We start from the raw sequence: 15,334 nt of genomic DNA, 5'->3' as shown, positions 1-15,334 counted from the left end.
ACCCCGCCAGACCCTTGGCCGGCGCGGCCTGCCCCCCCGGGGATGGTTCGCACCGGGAATTTCGCGGGTTTCGCGGGTGGAGAGCGCGCGGCGGGTACGCGCGTGGGACATCGGTCCGTTCGCCCTCTTGTTGACGGTCGCCCGGCGGAGGCCCTAGGTTTCGGTAAGCGCTTTCCAGACGCACTCGGGAGACTTGGGACATGAGCGGTCCACTGCGCATCACGCACGCCCACGGAGACCGGATCACGGTCACGGAGGAGCGGGGCGGCATCGATCTGATCAGCTATGTCTACCGCCCGGAAGCGGCGTGGGAGGCCCCGAAGCCCTACGTCCATCCCCTGCGCACGCTGGCTGATAACGTTGTCAGCGACTATCGGCCCAACGACCACCGCTGGCACAAGGGCCTCCAGATGACGGCCTCTCATCTCTCCGGGCAGAACCTGTGGGGAGGCAACACCTATGTGCACGGCCAGGACTACCAGCCGCTGCCCGAACGCGTCGGATCGATGGCGCACACCGGGTTCGACGAGGTGGCGGCGGAGGCCGGGCGCGCGGTGATCGCGGAGCGGCTGAGCTGGCGCCACCACGACGGCACACACTGGGCGGACGAGCAGCGACGCATCGAGCTCCACGACGTGGAACACGCCGGTTCCGGCACCGACACGGCGAGCGCCGGAGGCAGCTGGACACTGACCTGGTCGAGCGCCATCACCAATCGGCGTACCGAGCCGCTGCGCTTCGGCAGCCCCACGACGCACGGGCGGGAGGCGGCGGGCTACACCGGTCTCTTCTGGCGCGGGCCGCGCGCCTTCCGGGGCGGGCGGATCCTCGGGCCGGACCGCGCGGGCCCCGGGCTGATGGGAACGCAGGCACCCTGGCTCGCCTACAGCGGTGAGCACGACGGCGCCGACGGGCACGCCACGCTGATCTTCCAGCACGCCCCGGGAAACGATCACACCGGAGAGGGCGGCGCCCACCCGGCGCACTGGTTCGTCCGCAATGAACCCTTCGCGGCCGTCGCCCCCTCCTTCGCCTTCTACGACGAACTGGAGCTCGCCCCGGGCGACACCCTGTCCCGTCGCTACCGGGTCACCGTCGCGGACGGGGCCTGGGACCGGGAGCGGATCGCCGAGTATCTCGCGAAGCATCCGTGGTGAACGGGAACACGGACCGTCTCAGCCTGTACGTGGGGCTGCCGCTCGACGATTCCGGCCGTGCCCGCCTGCGCGGTCCCGGGTCCGGGCCCGTGTGGATCGCCGAGCCGGGGACCACCTCCGCGGCGGACGCCCGCGCCCTCGCCAACGCCGACCTCGCGCTCGGCAATCCCCGGGCGGACCGGGTGGCCGAAGCCCCCGGCTGCGGTGGCCGCAGCTCGCCCCGGTCGGGATCGACCGCCGTCTCGGCCTCGACCGGCCGGTCCTCGGCCGATGGCCGGCCGTCACCGACCTGGGCGACGTCTTCGCGGACCCGGTGGCCGAGTCGTGCCTGGCGGGAGTCCTCGCGCCGCACCGCGGCATCGACGAGCTCTCCGGACTGCGCTCCCGCGGCACCTGGGCGAAGTCCGTCGTCCGGCTGCGGCCGCGGCTGCTGTCCGGGGCGCGGGTCCTCGTGCTGGGCCGGGGGTCCACCGCCCGGAGGTTCGCCGAACTGCTCGGCCCGTTCGGCTGCCCGGTGTCGCACTTCGCCTGCGGGCCATCTGCTCGCCCCGCAGATGCCGGGGCTCGGCATTCGGCTCACTCCGGAGACCGGGCAGCGGTAGCCTTCCGTAACGATGTCGTCCACCGCTGTCCGGCCGCGATGCCGCCGACCGCGCCGGGCCGGTGGAGCGCGGACTGACCCGGGGACGGGGAGACGGCGTCGGCGGCGGGGCCGGATCCTCTCGCGTACGCAATGGGAAAACGCTTTCAGTGCAGCTATCGTAGCCCTATGCAGAGCCAGGTCAATCGACGTTCCGCCCGTCCCCGCCCACCGTCCGCCGTGACGCTCCAGCAGGTCGCGCAGGACGCCGGGGTCTCTCTCGCCACGGCGTCGCGCGTCCTCAGCGACAGCGACCGCAACGTCACCCGGGAGCTGCAGGAGCGCGTCCTGGAGGCGGCCGCCCGGCTCCGCTACGTCTCCAACGCGCCGGCCCGCGCGCTCGTGCAGTCCACGACGTCCATCATCGGCCTGATCGTGCACGACGTGAACGACGCCTACTACTCCGCGATCGCGGCCGGGGTCATGGAGGTCGCCCGCGACCACAAGCTCCTCGTGATGCTGGCCGGCACCTTCCATGAGCCCGGGCTCCAGGCGGAGTACGTGGCACGGCTGCGGGCGCAGCGGGCCCGCGCCGTCGTTCTCGCCGGTTCGGGTTTCACCGGCGGCAGCCCCGCCCTCACTCAGGAGCTGGAGGCCTTCGCGGCGCAGGGCGGCCGGGTGACCGCGGTCGCGCACCAGGGTCTGCCGGTGGACACGATCATGCCGGGAAACCGCGAGGGCGGCCGGGCGGTCGCCGAGCACCTCGCCCTGCTGGGGCACACGGAGATCGGCGTGATCTGCGGACCGCTGACGCTGGTCTCCGTCCAGGACCGGCTGCACGGTTTCCTGGAGCGGGCGGCGGAGCTGGGCATCTCCGTACAGGAACGCCACCGTGTCGAGGCCGACTTCACCCGGGACGGCGGACGGGCCGCGGCGGTGCGGCTGTTCCGCGGCTCCCCCGGCATCACCGCGCTCTTCGCGCTCAACGACGCCATGGCTCTCGGGGCGCTCGCTGCACTCCGTGACGACCTCGGGCGGAGCGTGCCCGCCGATGTCTCCGTCGTCGGCTTCGACGACCTGCCGGTGGCGTGCGACGTCACACCCGCGCTGACCACCGTACGGCTGCCGCTCGAAGAGATCGGACGCCGCGCGCTGCTGCTGGCCCTCGGCGACGCGACGGCGTCGCCGCGCACGCTCGCCGTGCCGTCGCGCCTGGTCGTGCGGGCCAGCACGGCGCCGCCGCCCCGTACGACCGGCTGAGGACGACACCGGCCCCCGCGCCCGCCTCCCCGGCCGGACACCGTCCCGTGAGCCGAGGAGCGGCACCGGCACCGCGTCCGTCGCCCCGCGTCCGTCGCCGCACGCCCCGCCTCCCCGGGACCGGCCGGGAGGCCGGACCGAGTCGCCGGATTGACGCGTTGAAGTCACAAGCCGCCCACTTGACGCACTAATTGCCGATTATTTCGCTGCAACCCTCTTGAAATAACGCGTTAACCGCCACCACACTGAGATCAACGCTGATTGACGCGTCAAATCCGAGAGGGTGGTGGCTGGATGGGTACGTCCGGACCCAAGTACCAGCGAATCAAGGACGAGTTGCGGGCCGAAGTGGCACGTGACGAGTACGAGGCCGGCGCTCCTTTCATCACCCAGAACCAGCTGCGCGAGCGTTTCGGCGTCAGCTCCACCACCGCTGTCCGGGCGCTCAACGACCTCGTCGCGGAGGGGTTGTTGGTGCGACGCCGTGGTCTGGGCACCTTCGTCGCCGATCCCTCGGACCGTACCGCGGAGCCTTCCCCGGGCAACAGGTCCGGTGTGGTCGCCTGCATCATCAGCGGCCAGGGCCCTTACCAGTCCGAGGTGCTGCGCGGGGTCGAGTCCGGTTGTTCGGACCGTGGACTGCGGCTGTTCTTCTCCGACTCCGTGATCCACATGACGGAAACGGGGCACGCCGACCACGCCGCGTCCGTGGCCCGTCAGGACCAGGCGCTGCGCCAGGCCGTCGAGGACCGGGTCGACGGGATCATCCTCTACCCCGTCCAGGGGGCGCCCAACGTCGAGGTGCTGGACGAAATCCGGCGCCTGCACCTCCCCATGGTCCTGGTCGACCGGTATTTTCCCGGCCTCGCCATCGACGCGGTCACCGCCGACAACTACAACGCCGGCTACCGGCTCACCGAGCACCTGCTGGCCGACGGCCACGAGCGCATAGCGACGCTCTGGGGCGAGACGCAGTGCACCAGCGTCCACGACCGGATGACCGGGCACAAGCAGGCGCTGCGCGCCCATGGCCAGCCCCTGCTCCCCCAGTTGACGGCGTTGCGCTCCTACACGGCGCTGCCCGAGAGCGACCGTCGGCAGCTGCTGTCCGAGCTCCTCGCCGCGCCCGAGCCGCCGACCGCCCTGTTGTGTGCGCATGGCTTCGCCGTCGCCACCGCCGCCTCCGATCTGGCCTCGCTCGGCATCGCCGTGCCCGACGAGATCGTCCTGGCCGGCATGGACGACGTGGGCCCCTACGATCTGCTGCCGCTCACCAGCTTCGCCGCCCGGCTGCCCGCCAGGGAGATCGGCAGCCGGGCGGTCGAGCAACTGGTCACCCGGATCGCGGAGCGCACGGCGGGCGAGGACCCGTACCGCAGCGCCGAGCAGATCGTGCTCCCCGTCCGGATCAGGACGCGCGAGTCCGTGCCGGTCCGGCTCCGTACCGTCGCCGCCCGTCGGCCCTGAGGGAGGAGACTCCTGTGTTCGCCGCCCCCGCACCCCGTACCCGCGAACTCGGGACCGACGTCCTGGTGGTCGGTGCCGGTCTCGGTGGTCTCGCCGCCGCGCTGACCGCCGCCCGGTTCGGACACCGCGTCGTGCTCACCGAGGCGACCGACTGGCCCGGTGGCCTGTTCACCGCCCAGGCGGTCCCGCTCGCCGACGGCCACCGCATCGAACTGGACCCCGTCTCCCCCGGATACCGCGATCTGCGCGAACGGATACGCGACTTCTACCGGCGCAACTACCCGCTGTGCCCGGAGCCGTTCTCCGACCCGCTGCTCGACCCCGGCCTCAGTACCACCGGCCATCTCAGCCACGAGCCGCGCGCCGCGCTCGCCGTCGTCCAGGAGCTGCTCACCCCGCATCTCGCCTCGGGCCGGCTCACCCTGCTGCTCCGCCACCGCCCGGTGGCGGCCCAGGCGGACGGGGACCGGATCGCCGCGGTCACCCTGGAGGCCGCGGACGGCGAGCTGCTGACGGTCAGCGCCCCGTACGTCGTCGACGCGACGGACCTGGGCGAGCTGCTCGACCTCGCGGGCGTCGAACACGTCACCGGCGCCGAGTCCCGCGAGGAGACCGGCGAACCGCACGCGGCCGCCGTCGCCGATCCGCTGGACCAGCAGCCGGTCTCCTGGGTCTTCGCACTGGACCACCGCCCGGGCGAGGACCACACTGTCGACCGGCCGGCCGGCTACGACCGGTGGTCCGACGCCTTCTCCTGGGACACCAGGGAACCGGGCGGCGCCCACGCCCGCTCCGTGCCGCTCTTCCTGCACGAGCCGGACGAGGTCCCGCCGTGGGCCGCACCGCCCAACGACCGCTGGCACCAGCTGCGGGCGCTCGCCCGGAGCCGGTACCTGCCCGGCACCTTCGACAGCGACATCACCCTCGTCGACTGGGAGCAGACGGCCTACACACGGCTCCCGCTCGCCGGACGCGGGGACGAGGTACGCGCCCGTGCCGAGCAGGAGGCCCGCGAGCAGGCGCTGTCCTTTCTCTACTGGATGCAGACGCGGGCGCCCCGGCACGACGGCGGGCACGGCTACCCCGAGCTGCGCCTGCGGCCGGATGCGACCGGCACCGCCGACGGGTTCGCCAAGACACCGCATGTACGCGAATCACGGCGCATCCGGGCCGAGTTCACCCTGCTGGAGCACCATCTGACCGCTGCCGCACGGGCCGGGACGCCGGGCGCCGAGACCTTCACGGACAGCGTGGGCACCCTGCGTTCCCGGATCACCCTGCACCCGGGCAGCGGTGGCGGCGCGGGCCTGGATCTGGAGTGCCTGCCGTTCCAGCTGCCGCTGGGCGCGCTGCTGCCGGTGCGGGTGGAGAACCTGCTCCCGGCCGGGCGCAACATCGGCGCGACGCATCTCAGTGCGCCGGCGCTCGGCGAACACGCGGGCCAGTGGAGCATCGGCGAGGCCGTCGGCGCGCTGGTGTCGTACTGCCTGGAGCACCGGCTGCCGCCGCGCGCGGTCCGCGGGACCGAGCACCGGCTCGCTTCCTTCCAGAGCCGGTTGAGCGATTCACTCGGCCTCGCCCTCGACTGGCCGGACCGGCTCCGCACCGGACCCGTGACCAGTGCCCGGGCGCTCTACGCCACTCTCTGAGACCCACTGCCCTTCCTTCGGGAAGGGCACTACCCCGACCTGCTGGAAAACGCTTACCAATCTCGGCGGCTCACGCCCTCAGCCTGGACGGCCCTCTGTGACTGCGACTCCCTACCGTGTCCTGTTCGTCGGCGCGGGCAACATCGCCCGCGCCGTCCATATGCCCGCGTTCCTCGAACTCCCCTCGGACTTCTCGGTGGCCGGTGCCGTCGACGCCGATGCCACCGCGGCCCGCTCCTTCGCCACCGACTTCAGGCTCCCCCACCACTCCACCGATCTCTCCGCGTCCCTGAGCAAGATCCGCCCCGACCTCGTCGTCATCGCCTCGCCGCCCGTCGCCCACCGCGAACAGGTCGTCGCCGCCCTCGGGGCCGGGTCCTGGGTGTGGTGCGAGAAGCCGCCCGCGCTGAGTCTCGCCGAGTACGACGCCATGACCGCTGCCGAGCGCGAAGGGGGTCCGTACGCCCCGATCGTCTTCCAGCACCGGTTCGGATCGGGTGCCAAGCACGCCAAGGCCCTCATCGCCGCCGGCGAACTGGGGGCGCCGCTGGTCGCCCACTGCCAGACCACCTGGTACCGCGACGACGCCTACTACGCGGTCCCGTGGCGCGGGAAGTGGGCCACCGAGGGCGCGGGCCCCGCCATGGGGCTCGGCATCCACCAGATCGATCTGCTGCTGGAACTGCTCGGGGACTGGGCGGAGATCCGGGCCATGGCGGGCCGGCTGGCCCGCGATGTCGAGACCGACGATGTCACCACCGCCACCGTCCGCTTCGCCTCGGGCGCCCTCGCCACCGTGGTCAACAGCGCCCTTTCACCGCGTCAGCTGAGCCATCTGCGGATCGACCTGCGGGACGCCACGATCGAGCTCAACCATCTGTACGGGTACGGCAACGGCGACTGGACCTACACCCCGGCGCCGGGGGTCGAACCCGGCCGGGCGGCCGGCTGGGCCTCCCCCGCCGAGGACGTCCCCAGCTCGCACAGCGCGCAGCTGCGTTCGCTCCTGGCCGACATGCGGGCGGGCCGGCGGCCCAGGGCGAGCGCCGGGGACGGCCGCCGTTCCCTGGAGCTGATCACCTCGATGTACAAGGCGGCCCTCACCGGCCGCCCGGTCCTGGCCGGTGAGATCGGGCCGGGCGACCCGTTCTACACGGCACTGCACGGCTCCGTGCCCGGCTGGGCGCCCGAGGAGCCGGGGCGATGACAGACCGCGGGGACCACCATGTCGACCGCGCCCTGCTGCTCACCTTCGACGACCGGCATGTGCGCGAGTGGGCCGCCGCGGCACCGCTGTTCACGCTCTACGACGCCCGTGTCACCTTCTTCGTCTGTGAGCCCGACCGGCTCGACCGGGACGACCTGCGGCTGCTGCGCCGGCTCGCGGACGACGGCCACACCATCGGCTGCCACGGTCTGCGGCACGAGCGGGCGCCCGAGTTCATCGCCGCGCACGGCGCGGGCGCCTATCTCGACCGGGAGGTGGTGCCCGCCCTGGAGTCGCTGCGCCGCCTCGGCTTCCCGGCCCGGAGCTTCGCCTATCCGTGCAGTGCCCGTGACGAGAGCACCGACCGGCTGCTCCTCGCGCTCTTCGAGCGGCTGCGCGGCGGTGTGTCCGCCGACCGCCGCGCCGATCCGTCCCTCGCCGCCGAACTGCACGTCCCGGCAGCCGACATCCCCGCCCGGCGGGTCCTGCTGGGGTGCTCGGTGGACTCCGGGCGCGGGACCGTCGCGTACGGGGACGATCTGACCGGCGTGGAGACGGCCCTGCGCCGGACCGCCGATGACGGCGGCGTCACCACGCTCTACGCCCACAGCGTCGCCGACGCCCACGAGGCCAACCATGTGACCCCGGCCCGCCTGGAGAAACTCCTGGCCCTGGCCGACGGGATGTCACTGCCCTGCGTGGGCTTCGACGAGCTCCCGTGAACCACCACCCCGTCGCACACATTCATCCAGAGGGGCCCTTTCACCCATGCATGACGACCGCACACTGACCGAGGAACGGCTCGACCGTGCCCTGCGCGAGCGCATCCGCCCCGCCGTCCATCCCCGTACGGCACCCCTGGAATTCGAGGTCTGGCACGCCCCCGGCGAACCGGTGCCGTTCGCCGAGGCGGTGGCCGGCCCCTACAAGCCCGGCGCGCTCGGCGACGACTGGGGACCGGCCTGGGGCACCAGCTGGTTCCGGGTGACCGGCCGCGTCCCGGCCGACTGGGCCGGTGAGACCGTCGAAGCGGTCATCGATCTCGGTTTCGCCCGGGACCGGCCCGGGTTCTCCGCGGAGGCGCTGGCCCACCGGCCGGACGGCAGCGTGGTCAAGGCGCTCAACCCGCGCAACACCTGGCTGCGCGTCGGCGAACCGGTCGCGGGCGGCGAGGAGTTCACCTACTACCTGGAGGCGGCCGCCAATCCGGAGATCCTGGAGGGAGTCAGTGCGCTCGGCGACCGGGAGACCGCGGGCAGCGAACCGCTGTACCGCGTCGAGCGGATGGACGTCGCGGTCTTCGACCGGCAGGTCTGGGAACTGGTCCAGGACCTGGAGGTGCTCGACCAGCTGATGCGGCAGCTGCCGCTCGGCTCCGCGCGCCGCTGGGAGATCCTGCGCGCGGTGGAAGGCTGTCTGGACTCGCTGGACCTGGACGCCGTGGGCGCGAGCGCGACCGCCGCCCGGGAACGGCTCCGCCCCGTGCTCTCCTCCCCCGCGCACGCCTCCGCCCACCGTCTGTCGGCGGTGGGTCATGCGCACATCGACTCGGCGTGGCTGTGGCCGCTGCGCGAGACGGTGCGCAAGGTCACCCGCACCACCTCCAATGTCGTCGCGCTGATGGACGACCATCCGGAGTTCGTCTTCGCGATGTCGCAGGCGCAGCAGCTGGACTGGCTGCGGGAGCATCAGCCGGCGCTGTACGCGCGGGTCAAGGAGAAGGCGGCCGCCGGGCAGTTCGTGCCGGTGGGCGGGATGTGGGTGGAGTCGGACACCAACATGCCGGGCTCCGAGGCGCTGGCCAGGCAGTTCGTGTACGGCAAGCGGTTCTTCCTGGAGGAGTTCGGGGTCGAGACAGAGGAGGTGTGGCTGCCCGACTCGTTCGGCTACTCGGCGGCCCTGCCGCAGTTGGTGGCGCTCTCCGGCTCGCGCTGGTTCCTCACCCAGAAGATCTCGTGGAACACGACCAACCCGTTCCCGCACCACTCCTTCCTGTGGGAGGGGCTGGACGGCACCCGGGTCTTCACGCACTTCCCGCCGGTGGACACCTATGTGGCGGAGCTGTCCGGCGAGGAACTCGCGCACGCCGAGAGGAACTTCCGGGACAAGGGGCACGCGACGCGCTCGCTCGTCCCGTTCGGCTGGGGGGACGGGGGCGGTGGCCCCACCCGCGAGATGCTCGCGCGCGCCGGGCGGCTCGCGGATCTGGAGGGATCGCCCCGGGTGACGGTCGAGAGGCCCGCGGACTTCTTCGCCGCCGCCGAGGCCGAGTACGACCGGCCGCCGGTGTGGCTGGGTGAGCTGTATCTGGAACTGCACCGCGGTACGTACACCTCCCAGGCGCGGACCAAGCAGGGCAACCGGCGCAGCGAGCATCTGCTGCGGGAGGCGGAGCTCTGGGCGGCCACCGCGGCGGTGCGGACCGGGTTCCCGTATCCGTACGAGGAGCTGGACCGGATCTGGAAGAGCGTGCTGCTGCACCAGTTCCACGACATCCTGCCCGGCTCGTCCATCGCGTGGGTGCACCGTGAGGCGGAGGAGACGTACGCCCGGATCGCCGGGGAGCTCGAAGCGGTGATCGACGCCGCGCAGCGGGCCCTGGCCGGCGCGCCGGGCAGCGGTGGCACGGTCGTCTTCAACTCCGCCCCGCACGGGCGCGCCGGCGTGGTGGCGGGGGGCGCGGCGCTCGCGCCGGAGCAGCGGAAGCGGCCGGTGGAGGCGGAGGCGTTCGACGGTGGCTTCCGGCTGGACAACGGAGTGCTCCGGGTGACCGTGGACGCGCGGGGTCTGGTGGTCTCGGTCGTCGATCTGGTGGCCGGACGTGAGACGGTCGCCCCGGGCTGCGCAGCGAATCTGCTCCAGGTCCATCCGGATCTGCCGAACCGCTGGGACGCCTGGGACGTCGATGCGTTCTACCGCAACACGGTGACCGACCTGACCGAGGCGGACGTGGTGCGCCGCAGCGGTGACGGCGTCGAAGTGGTGCGGACCTTCGGTTCGTCCCGTGTCACCCAGCTCCTGACGCTGCGGCCCGGGGCCCGGCGCCTGGACATCGACACCGAGGTCGACTGGCACGAGCAGGAAAAGTTCCTCAAGGCGGCGTTCCCGATCGATGTGCGCGCCGATCACTCCACGGCGGAGACCCAGTTCGGGCACGTCCAGCGGCCGACGCACACCAACACCACGTGGGAGGCGGCGAAGTTCGAGATCTGCGCCCACCGCTTCCTGCACGTCGGCGAGCCGGGCTGGGGCGCGGCACTGATCAACGATTCGACCTACGGGCACGATGTGACCCGTACGGTCCGCGAGGACGGTTCCACCACGACCACGGTGCGGCTGTCGCTGCTGCGGGCGCCCCGCTACCCCGACCCGGCGACCGACCAGGGTGTGCACCGGCTGCGGTACGCGCTGCTGCCGGGGGCGACGATCGGTGACGCGGTGCGTGAGGGCTGGCAGTTCAGCCTCCCCGAGCGCCGGGTGCCGGGCAGTGCCGCGGTGGCCCCGCTGGTCTCGGTGGACGACGACGCGGTGGTCGTGACCGCGGTGAAGCTCGCCGACGACGGCAGCGGGGATGTGGTGGTCCGGCTCCACGAGGCCCACGGCGGACGGGCCTCGGCCCGCCTGACGGCAGGTTTCGCGCTGGCCGGGGCGAGCGTCACGGACCTGCTGGAGCGCCCGCTCGCCGACGAGCCGGCCGAGGTGGCGGGCGACGCGGTGCGGCTGCGGCTGCGGCCGTTCCAGATCGTGACGCTGCGGCTCACGCCGAACGACGACGTGTGAGGCGTGCGGGGTGGGTGCGCACTGCTGCGGACCCGCCCCGTACCCTCTTTTCCATGACTGCTGGGGGGCCTGTGCGCCGTGTGATCGACGACCGCTTCGAGCTGGTGAGCAGGCTCGGCAGCGGTGGTATGGGCATGGTGTGGCGGGCCCACGACCTCGCGCTGCACCGCGATGTGGCGCTCAAGGAGGTACGGCCCCCGGACCCGGCGCTCGCCGAGAACGATCCGGAGTCGGCCAGGCAGCTGCGCGAGCGGGTGCTGCGCGAGGCCCGCGCACTGGCCCGGCTCGACCACCCGGGCGTCGTCACGGTCCACCACATCGTCGACGGCGGCGACCACGCGTACCCGTGGATCGTGATGGAGCTGGTGCCCGGCGCCTCGCTCGCGGAACGCCTCGCCGGGGGAACGCTCACCCCCGTCGAGGCCGCCGAGCTGGGCCGCGGGGTGCTGTCCGCGCTGCGCGCCGCCCATGCCGCCGGAATCCTCCACCGCGATGTGAAGCCGGCCAACGTACTGCTGCGGGCCGACGGCAGCCCCGTACTCACCGACTTCGGCATCGCGGCGATCCGTGAGTCCACCAGTCTGACGGCGACCGGTTCCCTCATCGGCTCCCCCGACTACATGGCCCCCGAGCGGATCCGCGGCGCGGAGGGCGACCCGTCGTCGGACCTGTGGTCGCTCGGCATGATGCTGTACGTCGCCGTGGAGGGCGTGCATCCGCTGCGCCGGGCCACCACGCTGGCGACGCTGGCGGCCGTGCTCGACGGGGAGATCCCGCCGCCCCGGCAGGCCGGTCCGCTGACTCCCGTACTGAACGCGTTGCTGACCCGGGACACCTCGGCGAGGCCCGGTCCCGAGGAACTGGACCGGATGCTGGCGTCGGTGGGCGAGCCGGGGAGCGGGCCGGCCGGAACGCCCCGGCAGAGCCCGGCGGCCCCGCAGGACGCCGTACCGCGCGGCCAGGAACCGCCCACCCGGCAGGACGCGGTGCCGCCCGGCCACGGCCCGGTCGGCCCGACCACCGTCCTGCCCACCGCCCCCGTCCGGCGCCCGGCCGCCGCGCCCGGGACCGGTCGTCGGCCCGTCGCCGCGCCCGTACGTCCCGAGCCCGCGACGCTGGGGGCCCAGGAGGTCCGCCGCCGGGTCCGGCGGGGCCGTGCCGTCGCGATCACCACCACTCTCGCGGGGACCGCCCTGACCGGGGTCCTGGTGTGGTCGCTGCTGCCCGCCCCGGACACCGGCGCGTCCGGCGGCAAGCCGCCGGCGGCGGGCCGTTCCGCCGACGGCGCGGCGGCCGCCGGGGGGAAGGAGAGCACGCGGAAGGCGGAGGCACCGCCCAGGAATCTCCTGACGCCCGCCGGGGCACGGTCCGTCATCGCCGCGCTCAAGCCGGTGATGGGCGGCACCCGGGTCACCTCGTTCACGCTGTACGAGGAGCGCGCTCGCATCGAAGCCCCGGTCGCGAAGAACAAGAGCCTGTACGACGTCTACGCGTACGAGGACGGGAAGGCCACCCGCGACCGGGCGGGCGGCACCCTCATGTCGGGCGCCAAGTCCGTGGACCTGGAGAAGTTCGACTGGGACGCCCTCCCGGGCCTGATCCGCCGGGCGGACAAGGAGCTCGGCGTCACCGAACCCACCAGCCACTACGTGGACATCGATCCGGCGTCCCCGTTCGACGACTACCAGCCGACCCTCAGCGTCTATGTCTCGGACGAGTACGGCGGCGCCTATCTGCGGACCGACATCAACGGCAAGGTGCTCAAGAAGTATCCGCGCAACGGCTGAACCGGGCGCGGGTCAGCCGAGCAGCCGCACCAGCACCAGCAGCACGGCCGCGAGGACCGCGCCCGTCACCAGCGTCCGGAATCCGGCCGGGAACCCGTCGGCGCGCTTCTTGACCTCGGCCGGCGGGGAGGCGCTGTTCGCGCGGGCCAGCCATTCGCGCGGCGGGTCGGCGGGGATGGCGACCCGCCAGGGCTGCTCGGGGTCGTACTCGACGACGGCCCTGGACCGGTGCAGCAGGCCCTGCAGGTCGAGGGGGTGAATGACCTGGACCCGGTACGCGGGGAGCCCGTCGGGCATCACGGTCAGGTCGAAGGCGAACACCGACTCCACCGACCGCCCGTCGAGGACCGGCCGGCCGGTCTTCTTGTCGACGGTCCTCACCCCGTTGACCACGGCGGGCGCGAAGGCCCGCGGCCCGCCGGAGCGCAGCCCCGACATCGCGATGTTCGTCCGCAACGGCTCGGCCACACCACCGAGAATCGTCAGGACCAGGGCCGTCGCGGGGACGCCGGTCAGCAGCAGCCAGCGGGGGCCGTCCATGGCGCCCTGGGCCAGCGCGGCGAAGGAGAGTCCGGCAAGGAGGGCGGCCGCCAGCCGGAGCGAGGAGAAGAGCCTGCGCAGGGTCGGTGTCGATCGGTTCATGAGAGGCGCAGCAGCTTTCGGTGGGGAACCGCGACCCGGGTGAGGGCGGGGTCGCCGGGGCGGTCGGCGTCGTACACGGCGAGGACGTCTCGTCGCAGGGCGATGCGTTCCACGACGGCCGGGACCTCGTGGCGTACCCCGGCCTTGTCGTCGAACACCACGGTGACCTCGCCGTACTTGCGGCCCACCGGCCGCCAGCCCTCCAGCACGGCGTCGGCCGTGGTGGAGCGGCGGGACAGCCTGCGCAGTCCCGCGGTGCGCCGCAGGCTCACTGCCGCGCCCCACCAGGCGACGAGGCAGCCCACGCCCGCGGCGGACCACAGGAAGGTGAGCCATTGGGAGACGGAGAACTGGCCGAGCGGCAGGAAGATGTGGAAGCTGGTGACGGTGCTGTACTCGACCTTGCCGTCCGCCACCGCGTCGTACCAGCCGGCGGCGGCCGCGACGGCGGAGAGTGCGACCATCGCGCCCGGTGCCGCGCGGTGCAGGTAGCGGGCGGAGAGCAGACCGAGGGCGACGGCACAGACGATTCCGAGCATCGGGGACATGGACGCGAACTGGTCGCTGGCGCAGCCCCCGGTCATGTCGCAGGCCCATTGCACGCCTGACGCCTCGTAGCTGGAGATGTACCACATCGTCCAGACCTGCCACACCATCAGCGCGCAGGCGATGGCACGCATCGCCTGCGCATAGGCTCTCTGCCGCACTGTCCGTCCTCGTCCTTGCACGTCACGGGGGCATGACGTGCCCCGGCGGACCATATACACGGTGTCCACACTCTGTCCGTGATCCACACCACCCGGCCGGACCCCGGCACCGCTCAGACGGCGCTCTCCAGCGCCTTCGGAACCCAGCGGAGCTGAGCGGCCTCCTGGAACATGGCGCCGCCTTCGTGCCCGTTGAACCGGTAGACCTCGATCTCCTTCTCACCGCGGTACGCGTTGTGGGCGGCGAAGACCGTGGACGGCGGGCAGACCTGGTCCATCAGCGCGACGGAGAAGAGCGCGGGGGCGCTGCCGCGCGCGGCGAACGAGACCCCGTCGAAGTAGGACAGGGTGCGCAGGACGGCCTCCTCCTTGCCGCGGTGCATCTTGAGGTAGCGGGCGATCTCCGAGTACGGGTCGGCGTCGGTGAGGGTGACGGCCCGTCCGAAGTGGCAGAGGAAGGGTACGTCGGCGGCGATGGCCGCCAGGTCGGGGACGAGTCCGCCGACCGCGAGCGCGAGGCCGCCGCCCTGGCTGCCGCCGAGCGCGACGGTCCGGGCGGGGTCGGCGAGCGGGTGGGAGCGGGCCGCTTCCACGGCGCGTACGGCATCGGCGTAGACCCGGCGGTAGTAGTACGTCTCCGGGTCCTCGATGCCGCGGGTCATGAAGCCCGCGAGGGAGGGGCCCGAGCCGACCGGGTCGGGGGTGTCGCCGACGTTGCCGCCGCTGCCCTGGCCGCGAACGTCCATGATGAAGTGGGCGAAGCCGGCCAGCGGCCACATGCCCCAGCAGTGCGGGAGGCTGCGGCCGCCGTTGTAGCCGTGGAACTGGACGATGAGCGGCAGCGGGCCCTCGGCGTGCGCGGGGGCGCTGAACCAGCCCTTCACGGGGTGGCCGCCGAAGCCCGCGAAGGTGGTGTCCCAGGTGCGCATGCCGGTCAGTCCGGTATCGACGGGTTCGAAGGAGACCGCGGGGTCGTGGGAGCGGGTCTCGGCCAGGGTCTTCGACCAGAAGGCGTCGAAGTCCTCCGGCTCGTCGATCTGCGGCCGGTAGTCGCGGAGTTCGTGGAGCGGCAGGTCGAACAGGGCCATGGTGCTGGTC

Annotated in this window: 12 protein-coding genes; 9 read left to right on the top strand and 3 right to left on the bottom strand. The window is 72.7% G+C overall.

The features are described from left to right. The first annotated feature begins 200 nt into the window (after positions 1-200). From ACIOMQ_RS17930 to ACIOMQ_RS17890, 9 genes are all read left to right on the top strand, one after another. A complete protein-coding gene (locus tag ACIOMQ_RS17930; protein ID WP_401268709.1) occupies positions 201-1,157 on the top strand; it encodes a PmoA family protein in 957 nt (318 codons plus the stop codon). Positions 1,158-1,470: 313 nt separating this feature from the next. Further along, positions 1,471-1,836, top strand: coding sequence for a hypothetical protein (locus tag ACIOMQ_RS17925; RefSeq protein WP_401268712.1), 366 nt, complete (start codon positions 1,471-1,473; stop codon positions 1,834-1,836). A 90-nt stretch (positions 1,837-1,926) separates the two neighbouring features. Continuing rightward, the gene (locus ACIOMQ_RS17920; RefSeq protein WP_401268714.1) at positions 1,927-2,997 is read left to right on the top strand and encodes a LacI family DNA-binding transcriptional regulator; all 1,071 of its coding nucleotides are present in this window, start codon (positions 1,927-1,929) and stop codon (positions 2,995-2,997) included. Between the two features lie 294 nt (positions 2,998-3,291). Continuing rightward, the gene (locus ACIOMQ_RS17915; RefSeq protein WP_362198409.1) at positions 3,292-4,464 is read left to right on the top strand and encodes a GntR family transcriptional regulator; all 1,173 of its coding nucleotides are present in this window, start codon (positions 3,292-3,294) and stop codon (positions 4,462-4,464) included. Between the two features lie 14 nt (positions 4,465-4,478). After that, the gene (locus ACIOMQ_RS17910; protein ID WP_362198406.1) at positions 4,479-6,113 is read left to right on the top strand and encodes an FAD-dependent oxidoreductase; all 1,635 of its coding nucleotides are present in this window, start codon (positions 4,479-4,481) and stop codon (positions 6,111-6,113) included. 97 nt (positions 6,114-6,210) lie between these two features. Then, entirely contained in the window at positions 6,211-7,320 is a 1,110-nt protein-coding gene (locus ACIOMQ_RS17905; protein WP_402189453.1) for a Gfo/Idh/MocA family protein, read from the top strand. Beyond that, positions 7,317-8,042 (top strand): polysaccharide deacetylase family protein, encoded by a 726-nt coding sequence (locus tag ACIOMQ_RS17900; protein ID WP_401268717.1) that lies wholly within the window; start codon positions 7,317-7,319, stop codon positions 8,040-8,042. Before ACIOMQ_RS17905 ends, ACIOMQ_RS17900 begins: the two co-directional genes overlap by 4 nt. A 46-nt stretch (positions 8,043-8,088) precedes the next feature. After that, the gene (locus tag ACIOMQ_RS17895; protein WP_402189450.1) at positions 8,089-11,100 is read left to right on the top strand and encodes an alpha-mannosidase; all 3,012 of its coding nucleotides are present in this window, start codon (positions 8,089-8,091) and stop codon (positions 11,098-11,100) included. A 53-nt stretch (positions 11,101-11,153) separates the two neighbouring features. Then, entirely contained in the window at positions 11,154-12,887 is a 1,734-nt protein-coding gene (locus tag ACIOMQ_RS17890) for a protein kinase (RefSeq protein ID WP_401756571.1), read from the top strand. Positions 12,888-12,899: 12 nt separating this feature from the next. On the opposite strand, the gene ACIOMQ_RS17885 is transcribed toward ACIOMQ_RS17890, so the two are convergent. From ACIOMQ_RS17885 to ACIOMQ_RS17875, 3 genes are all read right to left on the bottom strand, one after another. After that, positions 12,900-13,529 (bottom strand): hypothetical protein, encoded by a 630-nt coding sequence (locus tag ACIOMQ_RS17885; RefSeq protein WP_402189448.1) that lies wholly within the window; start codon positions 13,527-13,529, stop codon positions 12,900-12,902. Next, a complete protein-coding gene (locus tag ACIOMQ_RS17880) occupies positions 13,526-14,236 on the bottom strand; it encodes a hypothetical protein (protein WP_402189446.1) in 711 nt (236 codons plus the stop codon). The genes ACIOMQ_RS17885 and ACIOMQ_RS17880 overlap by 4 nt, the downstream gene beginning before the upstream one ends. A gap of 113 nt (positions 14,237-14,349) precedes the next feature. Next, a complete protein-coding gene (locus ACIOMQ_RS17875; protein ID WP_362198386.1) occupies positions 14,350-15,324 on the bottom strand; it encodes an acetylxylan esterase in 975 nt (324 codons plus the stop codon). Positions 15,325-15,334 lie beyond the last annotated feature (10 nt).

Origin of the sequence: Streptomyces sp. NPDC087845 (genome assembly GCF_044742755.1) — a bacterium.
Taxonomy (GTDB): domain Bacteria; phylum Actinomycetota; class Actinomycetes; order Streptomycetales; family Streptomycetaceae; genus Streptomyces.
The sequence above is the reverse complement of the archived record's forward strand: the minus strand, read 5'-3'. Positions and strand labels throughout refer to the sequence as shown.

Bases quoted from the DNA above. Each gene is read 5' to 3' on its own strand.
- ACIOMQ_RS17875 (WP_362198386.1), bottom strand. From the start codon at position 15,324: ATGGCCCTGTTCGACCTGCCGCTCCACGAACTCCGCGACTACCGGCCG.
- ACIOMQ_RS17890 (WP_401756571.1), top strand. From the start codon at position 11,154: ATGACTGCTGGGGGGCCTGTGCGCCGTGTGATCGACGACCGCTTCGAG.
- ACIOMQ_RS17900 (WP_401268717.1), top strand. From the start codon at position 7,317: ATGACAGACCGCGGGGACCACCATGTCGACCGCGCCCTGCTGCTCACC.
- ACIOMQ_RS17930 (WP_401268709.1), top strand. From the start codon at position 201: ATGAGCGGTCCACTGCGCATCACGCACGCCCACGGAGACCGGATCACG.
- ACIOMQ_RS17915 (WP_362198409.1), top strand. From the start codon at position 3,292: ATGGGTACGTCCGGACCCAAGTACCAGCGAATCAAGGACGAGTTGCGG.
- ACIOMQ_RS17895 (WP_402189450.1), top strand. From the start codon at position 8,089: ATGCATGACGACCGCACACTGACCGAGGAACGGCTCGACCGTGCCCTG.
- ACIOMQ_RS17885 (WP_402189448.1), bottom strand. From the start codon at position 13,529: ATGAACCGATCGACACCGACCCTGCGCAGGCTCTTCTCCTCGCTCCGG.
- ACIOMQ_RS17920 (WP_401268714.1), top strand. From the start codon at position 1,927: ATGCAGAGCCAGGTCAATCGACGTTCCGCCCGTCCCCGCCCACCGTCC.